Origin of the sequence: Micromonospora sp. NPDC049679 (genome assembly GCF_040659735.1) — a bacterium.
Taxonomy (GTDB): Bacteria; Actinomycetota; Actinomycetes; order Mycobacteriales; family Micromonosporaceae; genus Micromonospora_I.
On record NZ_JBFANZ010000061.1, the window covers coordinates 1 to 18957 of the forward strand.

The window sequence follows — 18957 nt, forward strand, 5'->3', positions numbered from 1 at the left end:
ACTCGTGCAGCAGTTCGGCGCGGAGTGAGTCGTTGAACCCCTGGATCGCATGCTTGCTGGCGCAGTACGCGGACTGCAGCGGAATGCCCCGGTACCAGCGGGATGACCGGATTTCCGCCCGCTGCCGCGTCCGCGCCGAGCCGCGCCGGGTCGAAGTGCTCGGCCCGGCAGGCCGCCTCGATCGGCGCGACCGCCCCGGGCGGAACCGTCCCCGCCGTCGCCTGGGCGCGGGTCAGCGCCGCTTCCACGTCGAGCATGGCCTGCAGCCAGGCGTGGTCGTCGACGGCCGCGCGGACTGCTCCGGCGGCGAGCACGCCGTCGAAGAGGCCACCCGAGGGCTGTTGCTCGGCGGCGCGGGGGGCGGACGGCCGGGGGTCAGACGGCGAAGAAGACGGTTTCATGCTCCCCCTGCAACCGGATGTCGAACCGGTAGCCGTCGCCGTCCGGCACCGCCACGAGGGTCGGCCGTCGTTCCGCGGGCACCGCGGCGAACACCGGGTCGCCGGCATTGGCGTCGGCTTCGTCGGCGAAGTAGATCCGGGTGACCACGCGGTGCAGCAGACCGCGGGCGAAGACGGAGACGTCGACGTGCGGCGCCTGGGTGGTGCCGTCCGGCCCGGGAACCGGACCGGGCTTGCGCGTGAGGATCGCGTACTCGCCGGCCTCGTCCGTCGGGCAGCGGCCGAAGCCGCGGAAGCCGGCGACCGCGCCGCGCGGGTCGTCGGGGTGGTCGAACCGTCCGTCCGGGTCCGCCTGCCACGTTTCGATCAGGCCGTCACGCACCGGTTCGCCCTCGCCGTCGGTCACCCGGCCGCGCAACCAGATCGCGCCGGGCGTCCCCTCCTCGACCACGAACGGTCCGTCGGGCCAGGGCAGCCCCACCGCGAGGTACGGGCCGACGGTCTGCGACGGCGTCACGCCGAGCTGCGGGGGCACGGTTGCCTGCTCGTTCACGATTCCTCCATGGGCGTGGCCTCGCGACCGCGCAGCACGATGTCGAACTCGAAGCCCAGCGCCCACTCCTCGACCGTGTTCTCCAGGTCGAAGCGGGCGATTAGCCGCTGCCGGGCGGCGGCGTCGGGGATGGAGTTCCACACCGGGTCGTACGGGAAGAGCGGGTCGTCCGGGAAGTACATCTGGGTGACCAGGCGCTGAGTGAAGGCCCGCCCGAAGAGCGAGAAGTGGATGTGGGCCGGTCGCCACGCGTTGAAGTGGTTGCGCCACGGGTAGGCGCCCGGCTTGATCGTGACGAACCGGTAGCGCCCCAGCGAGTCGGTCATCGCCCGTCCGACACCGGCGAAGTGCGGGTCGAGTGGCATGTCGTGCTGGTCGAGCTTGTGCAGGTACCGCCCGGCGGCGTTGGCCTGCCAGGCCTCCACCAGCGTGTTCGGTACGGGTCGGCCGTCGCTGTCGAGCACCCGGCCGTGCACGATGATGCGCTGTCCCTGGGCCTCTCCGCCCGCGTACATCGTCAGGTCGGCGTCGGCGGCGGTGACCCGTCCCTCGCCGAGGGTCGGGCCGGTGACCTCGGTGAGGGTGTGCGGCAGCAGGAGCGGTTGCTGGTTCGGCGCGCGGAGAACGGTGGAGCCGTACCCCGGTGACAGCAGCGGGGGATGAACGCCCGCCTCGTCGCGGCGGTAGCGGGGCAGCACGAGGCCGCTCGCGGTGACGTCCCCGGTGGGTACGTCGGATGTCTGCGTCATGCGCGGTCCCTCCTGTCAGCTCAAGCTTGCCGGTTCGGTGATTGCAGGTCACGCAGCGCCACGAGCTCGTCCGCGGTGGGTGGGGCGGTCGTGCGCAGCTCGGCGGCGACCGCCAACGGCCAGCCGGTCGCCGCGCGTACCTGCTCCGGGTCCACGCCGGGGTGCACCTGGGTGAGGGTCAGCTCGGCGGTCCGCGGGTCCGGCTCCAGCAGCCCGAGGTCGGTGATGACCAGGACCGGGCCGCGCCCGGTCAGGCCGAGCCGTTCGCGGTCGCCGGGACCGGAGCCGAAGCCGACGGAGGTCACGAAGTCGACGCGGTCCACGAAGGCGCGCCGGCTGTGCTGGACGATGACGATGACCTCGCGGCAGGAGGCGGCGATCTCCGGTGCGCCTCCGGCGCCGGGCAGCCGCACCTTGGGATCCGTGTAGTCGTCACCGATGACGGTGGTGTTGATGTTGCCGTACCGGTCGATCTGCGCGGCCCCGAGGAAGCCGACGTCGATGCGGCCGGGCTGCAGCCAGTAGTTGAAGATCTCCGGCACCGGCACGACCGTGTCGGCGGTCTCGGCGAGCACGCCGTCGCCGATGGAGAGCGGCAACCGGCCGGGCTTGGCGCCGATCGTGCCGGACTCGTAGATCAGGACGAGGTCGGGTGCGTGGGTACGGCGGGCCAGGTTGGCCGCCGTGCTGGGGCGACCGATGCCGACGAAGCACCGGGCGCCGTCGCGCAGCGCGCGGGCGGCCGCGATGGTCATCATCTCGTCGGACGACCAGTTCGGGGCGGGCTGACCGGTCATGACGCCTCCGCTGCGGTCCGGCCCAGCACGTGCTCGTCGAGCCAGGCGGTGAACGCCGCCCGGTCCCGGCTGATGGTGTCCCAGGCCTGGTAGTAGTCGTTGTCCCGCTCGCTGTAGCCCATCGCGTAGGAGGGGTGGGCGCCGCCGGGGACCTCCGCGATCCGGGTGACCGTCCAGGAGGGCAGGACGACCGCGCCCGGCCGTGGTTCGAGTTCGTCGACGATCTCCTCGACCGTGACCAGCGAGCGGCGGGAGGCGAGGAGGGTCTCCTTCTGTACGCCCGTGATGCCCCACATCTGCACGTTGCCCGCCCGGTCGGCGCGCTGCGCGTGCACGATGCCCACGTCGGGGTTGAGCGCCGGCACGGCGGTCAGCACCTCTCCGGTGAAGGGGCAGGTGATCGGCTTGATGGTCGGGGTCTGGGCGACGAGGTCGGTGCCGACGTAGCCGCGCAGCACGGCGAACGGGAGCCCGGAGGCCCCGGCGACGTAGCGGTTCGCCATGCCGGCGTGGCTGTGCTCCTCGATCTCGAGCGGCGCGGGCCAGCTGTGCTGGACGGCGTCACGGAAGCGGTGCAGCGAGCCCACGCCGGGGTTGCCGGCCCACGAGAAGATCAGTTTGCGCGCGCACCCAGCCCCGATGAGCTGGTCGTACACAATGTCGGGCGTCATCCGGACGAGCGTCAGGTCGCGGCGGCCCTGCCGGATGATCTCGTGCCCGGCGGCGACCGGGATCAGGTGCGTGAAGCCTTCCAGGGCGACGGTATCGCCATCGTGCACCAGTTCGGCGATCGCGTCCGCCAGCGAGGTGATCACACCCATCTACCCCATTTCTGGTGCGTGGTGAGAACAAAAGTTCGCCAGGCGAACGTTACGGGGGGCGCGAGCCGCATGTCAACGTCCGCCGCCGGGTCGGAAAGTCCCGATCGCGCGAATCGGAGCGCCGCCGAGCGATATCGGTCCGGTAACGAAGTGGTGCACGCGTTGTCGTCGCGCGTTCGCTGACCGTGCCTACGACTATCGCCCTCCCGCCCTCGCCGACCAGCGCCGGCCGGTTCCCGGGCGGCGACTGCCGTCGCGGTGGTCACCCCACGTGCTTGCGGAGCGCGCTCGCCGCAGGGAACGACCGCGTAACCGCCCTCCCGTAGGGTGCCCTTCGTGCGGGCCCCGGATCAGTGTCGTGTCGCTGGGCGTAGGGGTGTGCCGGCGGATCCCCGCGTCGGGTCGAGGGCTCCGTTCCCCAATCGACCCCGGACCAATCCGTTTTCCGCTGCCGTACGTAGTTGTTTCAGTGCAGTGACGTTGACGTGAGCCATGCCACGTCGTACGTTCTTCATGAGAACCAGCGTTCGGCAGGCGAACATTTCAGCCGAGACCCCCACCCACCACTTCAGGAGGTCCCATGCGACGGTCCCTTGTCGCCCTCACCGCGACAACCGCGCTGCTCTTCACGGCGGCCTGCGGTGGCGGCTCGTCCAACGACGGGTCGAAGAGCGGAGGCACCACGGCCGTCAAGGTCGGCGTGATCCCGATCGTCGACGTCGCGCCGATCTACATCGGTAAGGAAAAGGGCTTCTTCGCCAACCGCGGCATCAACCTCACGATGGAGAGCGGCCAGGGCGGCGCCGCCATCGTGCCCGGTGTGGTCAGCGGCCAGTTCCAGTTCGGGTTCAGCAACGTGACCTCCCTGATGGTGGCGCAGACCAAGAACGTGCCGATCAAGGCCGTCGCCAACGGTGTGGCCTCGACCGGCAAGGCCGGCGCCGACTTCGGTGGCGTCGTGGTCAAGGGCGACAGCCCGATCCAGAGCGCGAAGGACCTCGCCGGCAAGAAGGTCGCGGTCAACACCCAGAAGAACATCGGCGACACCACGGTGCGCGAGTCGGTCCGCAAGGCCGGCGGCGACCCGAGCGGCATCAGGTTCATCGAGATGCCCTTCGCCCAGATGCCGGCCGCGGTCGAGAAGGGCGACGTCGACGCCGCCTGGGTCGTCGAGCCCTCGCTCGCGATCGTCAAGGACGCCGGTGGCCGGGTCGTGGCCTGGAACTACGTCGACGCCGCGCCGGACCTGACGGTGGCTGTCTACTTCGCCAGCACCAAGCTCGCGAAGGAGAACCCGGAGCTGGTCGCGAAGTTCAAGGAGGCGATGAACGAGTCCCTCGCCTACGCCAACGCCCACCCGGACGAGGTCCGCGCGGTACTCAAGACCTACACCGACATCGACCAGGTCATTCTCGACTCGATGACCCTGCCGATGTGGCCGACCGAGATCAACCGGGCCTCCGTCGAGGCCCTGGCGAAGCTCGGCGAGGCCGACGGCGTCTTCACCAAGGCCCCCGATCTGAACCAGCTGCTGCAGCCGTGACAACGAACGTGATCCCCGCCGGGACCGGTGACACCGGTCCCGGCGCGGTTCCGCCACCGCCGAGCGGGACGCCCGCCCGGCGCCGTCCGCACACCGCGCTGCTCGGGTTCGCCGGGCTCGCCGGGCTGCTGCTCGTGATCGAGGTGCTGCCGCACACCGGTCTGGTCTCCGCCCGCTTCCTGCCCCCCTCCAGCCAGATCATGGTTGCCCTGGCCGAGCAGTTGGGCGAGGCGGAGTTCTGGACGGCGCTGGGCAACACGCTGATCGCGTGGGCGATCGGACTCGCGATCGCCGTCGTCGCCGGCATCGTGGTGGGCGTGCTCATCGGCGCCGTGCCGGTGCTCCGGTCGATCACCTCGTCCACGATCGAGTTTCTGCGACCGATCCCGTCGGTCGCGCTGATCCCGCTCGCCGTGCTGCTCTACGGCACCGAGATCCAGTCGACGCTGCTGCTCGTGGTCTACGCGGCGTTCTGGCAGGTGCTGCTCCAGGTGCTCTACGGCGTACAGGACGTCGACCCGGTGGCCGACGAGACCGCCCGCAGCTACGGGCTCGGGACCTGGGCCCGGATCCGCCACGTGATGTGGCCGACCGCCCTGCCGTACGTGATGACGGGCGTCCGGCTCGCCGCGGGCGTCGCGCTGGTCCTGGCGATCACCGCGCAGCTCGTCATCGGCTCCCCGGGCCTCGGCTCGCTGATCTCCCGCGCGCTCGCGTCCAACGCCGTCCCCGCCATGTACGCCCTGGTCGTGGTGACCGGGATACTCGGTGTGGCGATCAATCTGGCGGCCCGGGCCACCGAGCGCCGGATCCTTTCCTGGCACTCCTCCATGCGGAGCGAGGTGGTCGCGTGACCGGCGTCGGCAAGCGCATCGGGTACGCCGCCGCGCTCCCCGTCGTGCTGCTCACCATCTGGTGGGTCAGCACGGAGAACAGCGAAAACTTCTACGTACCGCCGCTGCGCACGATCCTGCGGACGTTCGGGGAGGTGTGGACCCTCGACAAGCTCCGGATCGACGTGTGGCCGAGCCTGTGGCGGCTCGCCGCAGGTTACGCGATCGCCGTGGTGGTCGGCGTCGCGCTCGGCGTTCTCGTCGGCACCTCCCGCTGGGTGCGCGCGCTGCTCGAACCGGTCCTGGAGTTCTTCCGGGCGATCCCGCCGCCGGTGCTGGTCCCGGTGATCATGCTCTTCGCCGGCATCGACCACACGATGAAGATCGTGGTCATCGCGGTCGGTTCGGTCTGGCCGATCCTGCTCAACACCGTCGAGGGGGTGCGGGCGGTCGACGAGGTGCTCTCGGACACCTGCCGCTCCTACGGGCTGACCGGCTTCGCCCGGCTGCGGCACCTGGTGCTCCGCGCCGCCAGCCCGCAGATCGTCGCCGGCATGCGGCAGGCGCTGTCCATCGGCATCATCCTCATGGTGATCAGCGAGATGACCGCCGCCAGTAACGGGTTGGGCTACACCATCGTCGAGTTCCAGCGCAGCTTCGCCATCCCCGAGATGTGGAGCGGAATCCTGCTGCTCGGCCTGCTCGGCTTCCTTCTTTCCCTGCTCTTCCGGATCGTGGAAAACCGGGCGCTCGCCTGGTACCACGGCCTTCGCCGCGCCCAGCGCAGCTCCTGAGAGGAACGCTCATGCTCGACGTCCGGGGCCTGAGGAAGGTCTATGAGGGGCGCCAACGCCACGTGGAGGCGGTCCGCGACCTGACCTTCACCATCGAGGCGGGCGATCTGGTCTGCCTGGTGGGTCCCTCCGGCTGCGGAAAGACCACGCTGCTCAAGTGCATGTCGGGACTGCTCACCCCGACCTCCGGTGAGGTGCGCCTCGCCGGCTCGCCGGTTACCGGCCCGCCGCCCGGCATGGCCGTGGTCTTCCAGGAGTACGGCCGCAGCCTCTTCCCGTGGATGAACGTCCGCGACAACGTGGAGCTGCCGCTGCGGCAGAAGAAGATGGCCAAGGCGGAGCGGAAGAAGCTGGTCGACGAGGCGTTGGCGGCGGTCGGGCTGGCCGACGCCCACACCGCCTACCCCTGGCAGCTCTCCGGTGGGATGCAGCAGCGCGTGGCGATCGCCCGCGCCGTGGCGTACCAACCGCAGGTGCTGCTGATGGACGAGCCGTTCGCGGCGGTCGACGCGCAGACCCGCGCGGACCTCGAGGACCTGATCCGCGACCTGTGGCGCAAGCTCGGGGTGACCGTCCTGTTCGTCACGCACGACATCGACGAGGCGGTCTACCTCGGCCAGAAGGTGATCATCCTGTCCTCGTCGCCGACCGTGGTTCGGGAGCAGCTCACCATCGACCTGCCCGAGGAGCGCGACCAGCTGCACACCCGGGCGCTGCCGCGCTTCACCGAGCTGCGCGGGCACGTCTACGAGCAGATCCAGGCGGCGAAGCGCGGCACGCGGCCGGCGGACGCGGCGGTGTGCGCGGCCGAGGCCGACGACGCGGACAACGTCAAGACCACAGTGGGGAGTTGACATGTTGCTCGACGAAACGGCGTGGCGTGGCAAGCTTTTCCGCACCGGCTGGGCGACCGGCGGCGGCGGCGAGCGCGCCGTCATCGAGCCCGCCACCGGCAAGGAGCTCGGCCGGATCGGGATGGCCGCGCCCGCGGACGTGACGGAGGCGGCGCGGGACGCGGCGCGGGCGCAGCGGGAGTGGGCGGCGTTGCCGCCGACCGCGCGCGCGGCGGTGCTGCGCCGGGCCGGTGACCTGTGGCAGGCACACGCCGCCGAGGTCCAGGACTGGATCGTGCGCGAGGCGGGTTCGCTCGCGCCGAAGGCCGACTTCGAGATCGGCGTGGCCGCGCAGGAGTGCTACGAGGCGTCGGCGCTGCCGACCCGCCCCTACGGTGAGCTGCTGCCGAGCCAGGAGCCACGGCTGAGCTGGGCGCAGCGGGTGCCGGTCGGTGTGGTCGGAGTGATCTCCCCGTTCAACTTCCCGCTGATCCTGTCGATCCGCTCGGTCGCACCGGCGCTCGCGCTCGGCAACGCCGTCATCCTCAAGCCCGACCCGCGCACCGCCGTCTGCGGCGGCCTGACCCTGGCCCGCATCTTCTCCGAGGCCGGGCTCCCCGCCGGCGTGCTCCAGGTGCTGCCCGGCGGCGCCGACGTCGGCGAGGCGCTGATCGCCGACCCGCACGTGCGGGTCGTCTCGTTCACCGGCTCCACCGCCGCCGGCCGCCGGGTCGGCGAACTCGCCGCCGCCCACCTGACCCGCGTGCACCTCGAGCTCGGCGGCAACTCCGCGCTGATCGTCCTCGACGACGTCGACGTGGAGCGGGCCACCTCGGTGGGCGCCTTCGGCTCCTTCAACCACCAGGGTCAGATCTGCATGACGACCGGCCGGCACCTCGTGCACGAGGCGGTCTACGACACGTACGTGAGCAGGCTCGCCGAGCGGGCCGACCGGCTGCCGGTGGGTGACCCGGCGACCGGCCAGGTCGCGCTCGGGCCGATCATCGACGAGCGGCAGCGCGACAAGATCCACCAGCTCGTCGCGGACAGTGTCGACGCCGGGGCCCGGCTCGCGGCCGGGGGCACGTACGAGGGGCTCTTCTACCGCCCGACCGTGCTCGCCGACGTCCGGCCGGAGATGCCCGCGTACGCGCAGGAGGTCTTCGGTCCGGTCGCGCCGGTGGCCCGGTTCTCGACCCTGGACGAGGCCGCCGCGCTCGCCGCCGACAGCGAATACGGGCTGTCGCTCGGCATCCTCACCCGCGATGTGCTCAAGGGGCTCGCCCTGGCCGAGCGGATCCCGACCGGCATCGTGCACATCAACGACCAGACCGTCGGCGACGAGGCCAACGTGCCCTTCGGCGGCGTCGCCCACTCCGGCACCGGCGCCCGGTTTGGCGGCGCGGCGGCCAACGTGGAGGCTTTCACGGAGACCCGGTGGGTGACCGTCCGCGGCGACCTGCCCGCCTACCCGTTCTGATCGCCCATCCGCGCGAGCGCTACCCGTTTTCGAAAGGTGTGGTCATGACAGCGGCATTCCTCGTCGGCGGTGTCCGTACGCCCATCGGCCGGTACGCCGGAGCACTTGCCGGCGTGCGCCCCGACGATCTCGCGGCGCACGTCATCCGCGAGCTGGTGGCCCGCCACCCGTCGGTGGACTGGACGGCGGTCGACGACGTGGTGTTCGGCTGCGCCAACCAGGCCGGCGAGGACAACCGCAACGTCGCCCGGATGGCATCGCTGCTGGCCGGGCTGCCGCAGGAGGTGTCCGGCACGACCGTCAACCGGCTCTGCGGTTCGGGCCTCGACGCGGTCGCGATCGCGGCGCGCGCGATCACCTCCGGCGAGGCCGACCTGGTGATCGCCGGCGGCGTGGAGAGCATGAGCCGCGCGCCGTTCGTGATGCCGAAGGCGACCTCCGCCTTCTCCCGCGCCGCCGAGGTCTACGACACCACGATCGGCTGGCGACTGGTCAACCCGCGGATGCACGAGGGCTGGGGGACGGACTCGATGCCGGAGACGGCCGAGAACGTCGCCGCGGAGTACGGCGTGGACCGGCGGGCGCAGGACGAGTTCGCGCTCCGCTCCCAGCAGCGGGCCGCCAAGGCGCAGGCCAACGGCCGGTTGGCCGAGGAGATCGTGGCGATCGAGGTGCCCGACGGCCGGCGCGCGACGAAGCTCGTCGAGCTCGACGAGCACCCCCGGGAGACGTCCCTGGAGAAGCTCGCGAAGCTCCCCACCCCGTTCCGCGACGGGGGCACGGTGACGGCGGGCAACTCCTCCGGAGTCAACGACGGCGCCGCCGCGTTGCTCGTCGCGAGTGAGGCGGCGGTCGAGCGGTACGGCCTCACACCGCTCGCCCGGGTGGCGGGCGCCGCCACGGCCGGCGTCGCTCCCCGGCTGATGGGGATCGGCCCGGTCCCGGCGACCCAGCGGCTCCTCGGTCGGCTCGGGCTCACCGTCGCCGACCTCGATGTCGTCGAGCTCAACGAGGCGTTCGCCGCGCAGGCGGTGGCGGTGCTGCGTCAGCTGGGGCTGCCGGCGGACGCCGAGCACGTCAACCCGAACGGCGGCGGGATCGCGCTCGGTCATCCGCTCGGCGCGAGCGGGGCCCGGCTGGCGCTGACGGCGGCGCTCGAACTCGGCCACCGCGACGCGCGGCGGGCGCTCTGCACCATGTGCATCGGGGTCGGCCAGGGCATTTCGCTCCTGTTGGAGTCGCCGGTTTAGGCCCGGTCGGTCGGTCTTGTACCAGACAGAACCGGGTCGCGGCGCTCGCGCGGGACGGCCCCGCCGGCGGGTGATGCGTATGCTCTGACGCAGCACGGGGGGCCTGCTGACCGGCACGCGAACTGAGGGCATCGGATGCAACTGCCAGGGGGACTGTCCGGGATCGACCTGATCCGATCGCGCACCGACCGCCGGCCGGCCGGGCGGGCGCCGACCCATGTGCCCGGCACCCGCGATTAGCAGTGCTGTCCGCCGAGAGCCAGGAGTTCAGCCGCCAGGGCGCCGAGCGCTATGCCCGCGGCTGGGCCGACGCCGCGCGCCGCGCGGGCGCCGTGCCGATGGCGCCCGCCGAGCTGGAGCGCCTCCTGCTGGAGCAGACGCTGCGGCTCGCCCACGCGGTGCTCGCCCAACCCTTCACCGGGCAGCCCGGCACCGAGGCGGGACGGGCGCTGGTCGAGGCCGAGCTGACCGGACCGGAGATCGTCGCCTGGTCGGTCCGTGCGCTCGGTGAGCGTTTCCTGCCCGCCGTACTTCCGGCGCAGCTCGGCTCGGTGACGGCCCGCGAGCGCATCACACAACTGCAGGGCGCGCTCGCCGCCGGCCACGCGCGGGCGCTGCGGGAGCGGGAACCCGGCGGGCGGGCTTCAGGCGGGCGGGCTTCAGGCGAGCGGGGATCAGGCGAGCGGGGGCCGGCCGACCGGCCCAACGGCGACGGCCCGGCGGAGCAGGCGCGCGACGATGCCGAGCAGGCGCTACGGGACAGCGAGGCGAGGTTCCGCGCGGTCTTCACCGGGGCGGCGATCGGCATCGGCATCGCCGACCTGGCGGGGCGGCTGATCGAGGTCAATCAGGCCTTCGCCGACATGCTCGGCTATTCGATGACGGAGTTGCGGCGGATCAACGTGGCCGCGCTCTTCCACCCCGATGACGCCACCGATCTGCGGGAGCTCTACCGGGACCTGCTCACCGGGCGGCGCGACCGGGCCCGGGTGGAGAAGCGCTACTACCGCAAGGACGGCAGTGCGCTGTGGACGGATCTGTCGGTTTCGCTGATCCGCCACGACGACGGCCGGCCGCGCTTCACGGTCGCGATGATCGAGGACATCACGGCCCGGTACGAGCTGCAGGAACGGCTGCGCTTCCAGGCGCTGCACGACCCGCTGACCGGGCTGCCCAACCGCACCCTCTTCTTCGAACGACTGGCCGAGGCGCTCGACGGGGCGGCCGAGGGGGACCGGCTCGGCGTCTGTTTCCTCGACCTCGACGGCTTCAAGGCGGTCAACGACCGGCTCGGGCACGCGATGGGCGACCGCCTTCTCGGCGTCATCGCCGAACGTCTCGCCGACGGTGTCGCCAGCCGCGGACATCTGGTCGCCCGGATGGGCGGAGACGAGTTCGTCATCCTGGTCCCGCACACCCGCGGCACCCAGGACGTCGTCGCGGTCGCCGAGGCCGCCCTCGACACCGTCGCCGCGCCGGTCCGGATCGACGAGCATCAGCTGGAGGTGTCGGCGAGCATCGGCGTGGTGGAAGGGCCGGCAGGCGGCACCAACCCCACCGACCTGATGAAGGCCGCCGACACGACCCTCTACTGGGCGAAGGCCGAAGGGCGGGGACGTTTCGCCCTCTTCGACCCCGTACGCAGCGCCGATCATCTGGCCCGGTCGATGCTCGCCGCCGAGTTGCCGGCCGCGCTGGAGCGGGGGGAGTTCCTCCTCGACTACCAGCCGATCGTGACCCTCGCCGACGGCACGCTGTACGCCGTCGAGGCGCTGGTCCGCTGGCGCCACCCCGACCTCGGCCTGCTCGGGCCCGATCGCTTCATCGGCCTGGCGGAGAAGAGCGGCCTCATCGTGCGGCTCGGGCGGTGGGTGCTCGAACACGCCTGCGAGCAGGCCAGTCGCTGGCACGCCGACTTCCCCGAGGCGCGGCTGGTGGTGAACGTCAACCTCGCCGCTCAGCAGGTCAGCGACCCGGGGATCGTCGCGGAGGTCGCCGACGTGCTGGCCCGCACCGGCCTGCCGGCGGAGCTGCTGCAGCTGGAGCTGACCGAGAGCGCGGTGATGGCGACCACCGGGGAGCCGCTGCGGTCGCTGCGTCGCCTCGCCGCCCTCGGCGTACGGCTGGCGATCGACGACTTCGGCACCGGCTACTCCAACCTGGCGTACCTGCGCCGGATGCCGATCCACACGCTCAAGCTCGCCGCCCCGTTCGTGGAGGGGATCCGCGCCGCGGGCGCGGAGACCACGGTCGACGAGCAGATCGTGGACGCGCTGGTGCGGCTCGCCCACGCGCTGGGGCTGGCGGTGACCGCAGAGGCGGTCGAGACGCCGGAGCAGGTCGAGCGGCTGCGTGCGCTGGGCTGCGACACCGGACAGGGGCGCTTCTACGGCGACCCCGGCGGGGCGGACGACATCAGCGCGCGGCTGTCGTTCGCTTAGCGGGCTCAACTCCGAAACGAAAGTGCCGATAGAACCCCGTGAGGTCTTTCGCCACTATCGAGGAGCAGACGTGGGGTTGAACCGTCTGAAACTGGGCGTACGCCTGGGCGTCGCGTTCGCGCTGGTCACCGCGCTGCTGATCGGCACCGCGCTGCTCGCCGCCAACGCGTTGCGACGGCAGGAAGCGGCCGTGCAGCGGGTCGAGAACCTGCGGGTGCTCACCAGCGACCTGGAACAGATCAAGTTCTATGACGGCAGCGTCAGCGCCTGGCAGATGGGCTACCTCGCCGAGGCATACCGCTTCACCCCGCGCGAGGCCATCGCCGACAAGGGCGTCAACCGGGCCGGCTACCTGGCCGAGACCGACGCGCTGCGCAAGGCGCTGGAGACGGTGCACGCGCAATACATGACGGCCGCCGAGCTGCAGCAGCTGACCAAGCTGCGGGAGGCGTGGGCGGAGTACTTCCGCATCGATGAGCACATGGTGGGGCTGCTCCAGGCGAACACCAAGGCGGCCGCCGACGCCGCCATCGACTATGTGAACACGGTCCAGTTGGACACGTACATGGCCATCATGGACAGCACGCTGGCGCTGATCAAGTCCACCACGGAGCGCAGCGCCGAGGCGGTCGCCGCGGCGGGCGAACTGGCCAAGACCTCACGGACCCTGATGTACGCCGCCGCCGCACTCGGGGTCCTGCTGGCCTCGCTGCTCGCGTGGCTGGTGACCCGGAGCGTCGTCGGACCGCTGGGCCGCTGCCTGACCGCGCTGCGCCGGGTCGCCGACGGCGATCTCGACGTACGGGTCGGTGGCGACGGTCGTGACGAGGTCGCCGAGATGGGGCGTGCCCTGGATGAGGCGGTCGGCGCGATCCGCGGCACGGTGCTGGCGGTGGCCGACACGGCCCGTCAACTGTCGGACGCCTCGAAGAACGTGGAAACCAACTCGGTCGCCGCGGCCTCGTCCGCGGCGGAGGCCAGCGCGCAGGCCGGCGTGGTGGCCGGCGCGGCGGAGCAGGTGTCGCATCACGTGCACACGGTGGCGACGGGCTCGGCCGAGATGGGCGCCTCGATCCAGGACATCACGCGGAGCGCCAACGAGGCGTCCAGGGTCGTCAGCCAGGCGGTTTCGGTGGCGGCCGACACGAACCACACGGTGGCCAAGCTGGGCGAGTCGTCCGCCGAGATCGGCAACGTGATCAAGGTGATCACGTCGATCGCCGAGCAGACCAACCTGCTCGCTCTCAACGCCACCATCGAGGCCGCCCGCGCGGGGGATGCCGGCAAGGGCTTCGCCGTGGTCGCGAACGAGGTCAAGGAGCTCGCGCAGGAGACGGCCCGGGCGACCGAGGACATCGCCGGGCGGGTCGAGGCGATCCAGAGCGACACATCGAGCGCGGTCGCGGCGATCACCCAGATCGGCGAGATCATCTCGAAGATCAACGAGCATCAGTTGACGATCGCCTCCGCGGTGGAGGAGCAGACGGCGACGACCACCGAGATGAACCGCAGCATCGGCGACGCCGCCAGCGGCTCGGCGAACATCGCGACGACCGTCGCCGGCGTGGCGACGGCCACGGAACAGACCACGGAGCGCGTCGCGGAGTTCCAGCGGTCGGCCGCGGAGCTGGCCCGGATGTCCGAGGAGCTGCAGACCCTGGTCCACCGTTTCCGGACCACCTAGCCGCAGGATCCGCGTGATCAGGGAACACCTCCCGCGCTTCGCCGCGTGTGTGCGGGTGGAGCTTCCTGATCACGCGGATCTTCATCGATCGCGTGATCGCCTTTCCGTGACGAGTCGTTCGAGCAGCCTCACGGCATGCTCCGGCCCGGGTAGGGCGGCCATCTCGTCCCGCAGGCGCTGCGCGGCCCGGCGGAAACCCGGATCCGCCAGGACCGCGGAGGCCGCGTCCCGCACGGACGCGGGTGTCGCCCGTACCGCGTCCAGCACCCGCGCGACACCGAGCTCCGTGCAGCGGGCCGCGTTGTGTGGCTGGTCGGCGCCCATCGGGATGAGCACCATCGGCAGTCCGTGCGCCAGCGCGCCCAGCACGCTCCCCGACCCGCCGTGCGACACGACCAGATCGCAGTACGGCAGGAGCACCGACTGGGGAATGAACCGCTCGACGTGAACGTGCGCGGGTTGCGGCCCCAACTCGTCGGGATCGATCTCCCGCCCGACGGTGACGACGAGGTTGACGGGCAGCTCGCGGAGTCCCGCGAGCACCCGCGCGAAGAGGTCGCCGGACTCGACGTTGAAGACCGTCCCCAGCGTGAAGTAGACCGTGGGCGCGCCGCGAAGCTCCGCCAACCACGGCGGTGCCGCGTCGTCGGCCGCAGGCCCGACGGCGAACGGGCGGACCGAATGCGCGGTGGCGGGCAGCGGAAAGACAGGGTCGCGGTAGCGCGGCGGAATCGGCGACAGGACGAGATGACGGCTGAGCATCGCCAGCTCGGGGTCGGGTGGCAGGCCGTGCTCGGCGCGCAGCCGATGCAGCGGCCCGGCGATCAGTTCCTTGCGGACGAAGGACCCGGCGGCGATGACGAGCACGGTCGCGTACGGCAGCCCGAGGCGCTCGGCCACGATCATGCTGCCGAAGTCCGTCTCGTCGCAGACGATCAGGTCGGGCTCCCAATCGGCGCAGAGCGCGAGGAGCAGGGTGGCGCGTTGACGTGCGGCCCGATCCGCGAAGCCGTCGCGAAGATCCCGGTCCTCCCGGTCGGGGTCGAGCTCCTGCAGCGGGATCCGCCGGGGCGGACCACCGCCATCGGCTTCGACGGCCAGCCCGGTGAACCCCGCCGTCTCGATGATCGGGACCAGCGCGGCCCGGCCCGCGACGGCGACGACGTGGCCGGCGGCCTCCGCGGCGCGGGCGATCGGGACGAGCGGCTCGAAGTGCCCCCGGCCGCCGGCAAAGGTGAAGAGGATGCGCACGGATGCGTCCTACCCGCGGACGACCACGATGTCCACTCCTGTCCCGGCCCATGCGTATGGTCGGGTGGATGAGCCACGAGACGCACGGATCGGACGGGCGCAGCCAGCGGGAGCGGATGCTGGCGGGCGACCTCTACATCGCCGACGACCCGGAGTTGGCCGCCGAGAGTCTGCGCGCGATGAAGCTGACCGCGGAGTTCAACCTGACCGATCCGGCGGACTCGGAGGCGCGGCTCGGGGTGCTCCGGGAGTTGCTCGGCTCGCTGGGGGAGGGCACCGAGATCAGGCCGCCGCTGCACTGCGACTACGGCTACCAGATCCACATCGGCGCGCGGACCTTCATCAACTTCAACGCGGTCATGCTCGACGTCGCCCCGATCACGATCGGCGACGACGTGCAGGTCGGCCCCAACGTGCAGTTCCTGACCCCCACTCATCCGGTGGAGGCGGAACCGCGCCGGGCGAAGTTCGAGGCGGCGCAGCCGATCACCGTGGGGAACAACGTGTGGCTGGGCGGCGGGGTGATCATCCTTCCCGGCGTGAGCATCGGGGAGAACACCGTCGTTGGCGCCGGAGCGGTCGTGACCAAGGACCTGCCCGCGAACGTGGTCGCGGTCGGCAACCCGGCCCGCGTGGTCCGCACGTTGTGACGCGCGCCCGCGTCGCAGCGCCGCGGCCGGCCCTCGAGCGTGCGGGGATCACCCGCAGGGGATGGGCCGGGGTGCACGGTCTGACGGAGAGCGCTCGACGTCAGCCGAATGGCCGGCGCACCAAGATCGTCACTGTCGGTGCGCCACCGTCCGCTCGGCAGGATTCGAACCTGCAACCGCCGGCTTCGTAGGCCGGAGCCCTGTCCAGTTGGGCCACGAGCGGGTGATGTGCGGCGACGCGGAGCGGGCGTTGGCACGGTGAGGCCGTGCGGTGAGAGAGGTGACCGCGCCCCGCGCCGCCGCGGGTGCCGGGCCGTCCGAGGACCCGGCGCCGGGCCTGAGCCGCCCGGGTAACCGAGGGTCTGATGAGGACCCTGGAACCGGGCGAACCGCCCGGGAAGTCTGCGGGCCCGCCGGGGGCCCGGTCGCGCTCAGCGGCGCGTACGAACTCCCGGCAGGACGGCGGACCCGTCGCGTCGGCATCGCTGCCGGCGCCCCCCGTCGTACTCCTGCCTTGTCATGCCCATGAGCATGCGCGCGCCGCCGTTCCGCCGCAACGCATTTCCCTGATCACGGTGATCAGGGAGTGGCGGCGGGGACGCGCGGGGACACGCGCGGGCGGATCCCGGATCACGCGGATCACGCGGGGGACGTGGCGCGGGGGACCGTGGGGGAGGGAAAGGTCTGGTCCCCGCCGAATATTGGGCGCCGTATCCATTGACCGCACGTCGAGGCGGCGCGATCATCTCCTCACGCAGTGGCGTAGGTCACACGGCTCAAGGAGATACCGATGAGCGCAACCACGCAGGACGGGGCCACCGCGGCGGCCCCGATGACCGATGAGGAGCGGCTCGCGCAACTGGGCTACAAACAGGAGTTGCGCCGTAAGCTCTCCGGCTTTTCCAACTTCGCGGTCTCGTTTTCGATCATTTCGATCCTCGCCGGCGCGATCACCTCGTACGGCATCGCGATGACCGCCGGCGGCCCGGCGGCGATCACCCTCGGCTGGCTCTTCGTCGGCGGCATGGTGCTCTTCGTCGCGCTCGCGATGGCGGAGATCTGCTCGGTCTACCCGACCGCCGGCGCGCTCTACTGGTGGGCGGCGGCGCTCGCGAAACGCAACAAGGCGGCGTGGGCGTGGTTCGTCGGCTGGTTCAACTTCCTCGGCGAGGTCGCGGTCACCGCGGCGATCGACTTCGGCGCCGCGATCACCACGTCCGCCTTCCTCAGCCTCGCCTTCGACCTCGAGGTGACCCCGGGCCGGACGTTCCTGGTCTTTCTCGCGATCATCGTGGCGCACGGGCTGCTCAACACGTTCGGCGTCAACCTGGTACGGGTGCTCTCGGACGTGAGCGCCTGGTGGCACATCGTCGGCGTGGTGGTGATCGTCGGGGTGCTCGTCGTCGTGCCGGACCAGCACAAACCGATCTCGGAGGTCTTCTTCGAGGTCCGCAACGCCACCGGCTTCACCTTCACCGGCGCCGGCTTCTACGCGGTGCTCATCGGTCTGCTGATGGCGCAGTACACCTACACGGGTTACGACGCGAGCGCGCACGTCGCGGAGGAGACGCACGACGCGGCCCGCTCGGCTCCGCGCGGCATCGTGATGTCCGTGCTCGTGTCGGTGATCGCCGGCTTCGTGCTGCTGGTCGCCATCACGTGGTCCATTCAGGACTACGAGGCGCAGCGGGGCACGGAGCTGGGGCTGCCGCCCGCGCAGATCTTCATCGACGCGGCCGGTCAGAGCCTCGGCACCTTCCTGCTCTTCATCTGCGTGGTCGCGCAGTTCTTCTGCGGGATGGCCTCGGTGACCGCCAACTCGCGGATGGCGTACGCGTTCAGCCGGGACGGCGCGCTGCCCGGTTCGCGGCTCTGGAAGCGGGTCAACCCGCGCACCGGCACCCCCACCAACTCGATCTGGCTCTGCGTCGCCTGCTCGACGTTGCTGGTCCTGCCGTCGCTGTGGAACACCACGGCCTATCTCGCGGCCACCTCGATCGCGGTGATCGGGCTCTATATCGCGTACGTGGTGCCGGTGTTCCTGCGTCGCCGCCGTGACGACTTCGCGCCGGGGCCGTGGAACCTGGGGCGGTGGAGCGCGCCGGTGGGCTGGCTCGCGGTCGTCTGGGTGGGGGTGATCTGCGTGCTCTTCGTGTTGCCGACCGGCAGCCCGATCACCGCGCAGACCTTCAATTACACGATCGTGGCGGTCGCGGTGGTCGTCGGTGGGGCGTGGCTGTGGTGGGTCGTCAGCGCGCGCCACTGGTTCACGGGGCCGCGACAGAACCTGGCCGGGGAAGATCCGGCCGGGGAGGAGTTCGCCGGGGAAGAGCCGGCGGGCAAGCAGCCGGTCGGCGATTAGCTTCGAGATTCCGCCGGGTGTGCCACGGCGCACCCGGCGGAGCAGCCCAGGGAGGTACGGGGGAATGGCCGTGCACGGCGAATACCGATGAGCCGGTGAACGCGGACCGCCCGCGCACCGCGGTCCCGACGTGGCGTCCGGTCCGCGGTGGCAACGCGTTCGAGATCACGGTCGCGCGTCTCGTGCAGGCGATCAAGCTGGGCCTGGTCGAGGTGGGTGAGCGACTCCCGGCGGAACGGGAGTTGGCCGAGCGCCTCCAGGTGAGCCGGGTGACGCTGCGCGAGGCGATCGGGGCGTTGCGCGAGGCGGGCTACCTGCGGTCGCGGCGGGGGCGGGCCGGCGGGACGTTCGTGATCTCCGCGGTCGCGGCCGGACGGGTCGCGGCCGACGCGGGGGAGTTGGCCCGGCAGATGGGGGCGGAGTTGCACGACGCGTTGGACTTCCGGCGTCAGCACGTCGGGGGCGTGCCGCCAGCGCAACCCGTGCTCGTCAAGGGCCAGCCGGCGCAGCACCGG

General features: G+C 71.4%; 16 protein-coding genes, 1 tRNA gene and 1 pseudogene. 11 read left to right on the top strand and 7 right to left on the bottom strand.

The genetic code is table 11. The features are described from left to right. The 5 genes and pseudogenes from AB0J06_RS25010 to AB0J06_RS25030 form a co-directional block, all read right to left on the bottom strand. Positions 1-115 (bottom strand): annotated as a pseudogene (locus tag AB0J06_RS25010) (short-chain dehydrogenase); the annotation flags it as partial. 260 nt (positions 116-375) lie between these two features. Then, a complete protein-coding gene (gene pcaG / locus AB0J06_RS25015; RefSeq protein WP_357431900.1) occupies positions 376-954 on the bottom strand; it encodes a protocatechuate 3,4-dioxygenase subunit alpha in 579 nt (192 codons plus the stop codon). Beyond that, positions 951-1703 carry a protocatechuate 3,4-dioxygenase subunit beta gene (gene pcaH / locus AB0J06_RS25020; protein ID WP_357431902.1) on the bottom strand — a complete coding sequence of 251 codons (753 nt, stop codon included), beginning with the start codon at positions 1701-1703 and terminating at the stop codon, positions 951-953. The genes pcaG and pcaH overlap by 4 nt, the downstream gene beginning before the upstream one ends. A 20-nt stretch (positions 1704-1723) precedes the next feature. After that, the gene (locus AB0J06_RS25025; RefSeq protein WP_357431904.1) at positions 1724-2500 is read right to left on the bottom strand and encodes a CoA-transferase subunit beta; all 777 of its coding nucleotides are present in this window, start codon (positions 2498-2500) and stop codon (positions 1724-1726) included. After that, entirely contained in the window at positions 2497-3321 is an 825-nt protein-coding gene (locus AB0J06_RS25030; protein ID WP_357431906.1) for a CoA transferase subunit A, read from the bottom strand. The genes AB0J06_RS25025 and AB0J06_RS25030 overlap by 4 nt, the downstream gene beginning before the upstream one ends. 580 nt (positions 3322-3901) lie before the next feature. On the opposite strand from AB0J06_RS25030, the gene AB0J06_RS25035 reads away from it, so the two are divergent. The 8 genes from AB0J06_RS25035 to AB0J06_RS25070 all read left to right on the top strand — a co-directional run bounded on the left by AB0J06_RS25035 (position 3902) and on the right by AB0J06_RS25070 (position 14179). Further along, positions 3902-4864: an ABC transporter substrate-binding protein gene (locus AB0J06_RS25035; RefSeq protein ID WP_357431908.1), complete on the top strand. Its 963-nt coding sequence runs from the start codon at positions 3902-3904 to the stop codon at positions 4862-4864. Further along, positions 4861-5718 (top strand): ABC transporter permease, encoded by an 858-nt coding sequence (locus AB0J06_RS25040; protein ID WP_357431910.1) that lies wholly within the window; start codon positions 4861-4863, stop codon positions 5716-5718. Before AB0J06_RS25035 ends, AB0J06_RS25040 begins: the two co-directional genes overlap by 4 nt. Next, positions 5715-6491: an ABC transporter permease gene (locus AB0J06_RS25045; protein ID WP_357431912.1), complete on the top strand. Its 777-nt coding sequence runs from the start codon at positions 5715-5717 to the stop codon at positions 6489-6491. The genes AB0J06_RS25040 and AB0J06_RS25045 overlap by 4 nt, the downstream gene beginning before the upstream one ends. An 11-nt stretch (positions 6492-6502) precedes the next feature. After that, the gene (locus tag AB0J06_RS25050; protein ID WP_357431914.1) at positions 6503-7345 is read left to right on the top strand and encodes an ABC transporter ATP-binding protein; all 843 of its coding nucleotides are present in this window, start codon (positions 6503-6505) and stop codon (positions 7343-7345) included. A gap of 1 nt (position 7346) precedes the next feature. Continuing rightward, complete coding sequence (locus AB0J06_RS25055; protein WP_357431916.1) at positions 7347-8804, top strand: benzaldehyde dehydrogenase; 1458 nt, start codon at positions 7347-7349, stop codon at positions 8802-8804. 44 nt (positions 8805-8848) lie between these two features. Beyond that, positions 8849-10054 carry a 3-oxoadipyl-CoA thiolase gene (gene pcaF / locus AB0J06_RS25060; RefSeq protein WP_357431918.1) on the top strand — a complete coding sequence of 402 codons (1206 nt, stop codon included), beginning with the start codon at positions 8849-8851 and terminating at the stop codon, positions 10052-10054. Positions 10055-10296: 242 nt separating this feature from the next. Next, positions 10297-12495, top strand: coding sequence for an EAL domain-containing protein (locus AB0J06_RS25065; RefSeq protein WP_357431920.1), 2199 nt, complete (start codon positions 10297-10299; stop codon positions 12493-12495). A gap of 70 nt (positions 12496-12565) precedes the next feature. Then, on the top strand, positions 12566-14179 hold the full coding sequence (locus tag AB0J06_RS25070; RefSeq protein ID WP_357431922.1) for a methyl-accepting chemotaxis protein: 1614 nt from the start codon (positions 12566-12568) through the stop codon (positions 14177-14179). A gap of 81 nt (positions 14180-14260) precedes the next feature. Here AB0J06_RS25070 and AB0J06_RS25075 read toward each other — a convergent pair whose 3' ends face one another. Beyond that, positions 14261-15430 carry a glycosyltransferase gene (locus AB0J06_RS25075; protein ID WP_357431924.1) on the bottom strand — a complete coding sequence of 390 codons (1170 nt, stop codon included), beginning with the start codon at positions 15428-15430 and terminating at the stop codon, positions 14261-14263. A gap of 68 nt (positions 15431-15498) precedes the next feature. Between AB0J06_RS25075 and AB0J06_RS25080 the strand changes: the two genes are divergently transcribed. Beyond that, a complete protein-coding gene (locus AB0J06_RS25080; RefSeq protein ID WP_357431926.1) occupies positions 15499-16080 on the top strand; it encodes a sugar O-acetyltransferase in 582 nt (193 codons plus the stop codon). A 149-nt stretch (positions 16081-16229) separates the two neighbouring features. Here the strand turns inward: AB0J06_RS25080 and AB0J06_RS25085 are convergent. Further along, positions 16230-16303: transfer RNA gene (locus tag AB0J06_RS25085), tRNA-Arg, on the bottom strand. A 567-nt stretch (positions 16304-16870) separates the two neighbouring features. Between AB0J06_RS25085 and AB0J06_RS25090 the strand changes: the two genes are divergently transcribed. Both AB0J06_RS25090 and AB0J06_RS25095 read left to right on the top strand, forming a co-directional pair. Continuing rightward, on the top strand, positions 16871-18442 hold the full coding sequence (locus AB0J06_RS25090; RefSeq protein ID WP_357431928.1) for an amino acid permease: 1572 nt from the start codon (positions 16871-16873) through the stop codon (positions 18440-18442). 95 nt (positions 18443-18537) lie between these two features. Then, a partial coding sequence (locus AB0J06_RS25095) for a GntR family transcriptional regulator (RefSeq protein WP_357431930.1) occupies positions 18538-18957 on the top strand: 420 nt, incomplete at its 3' end.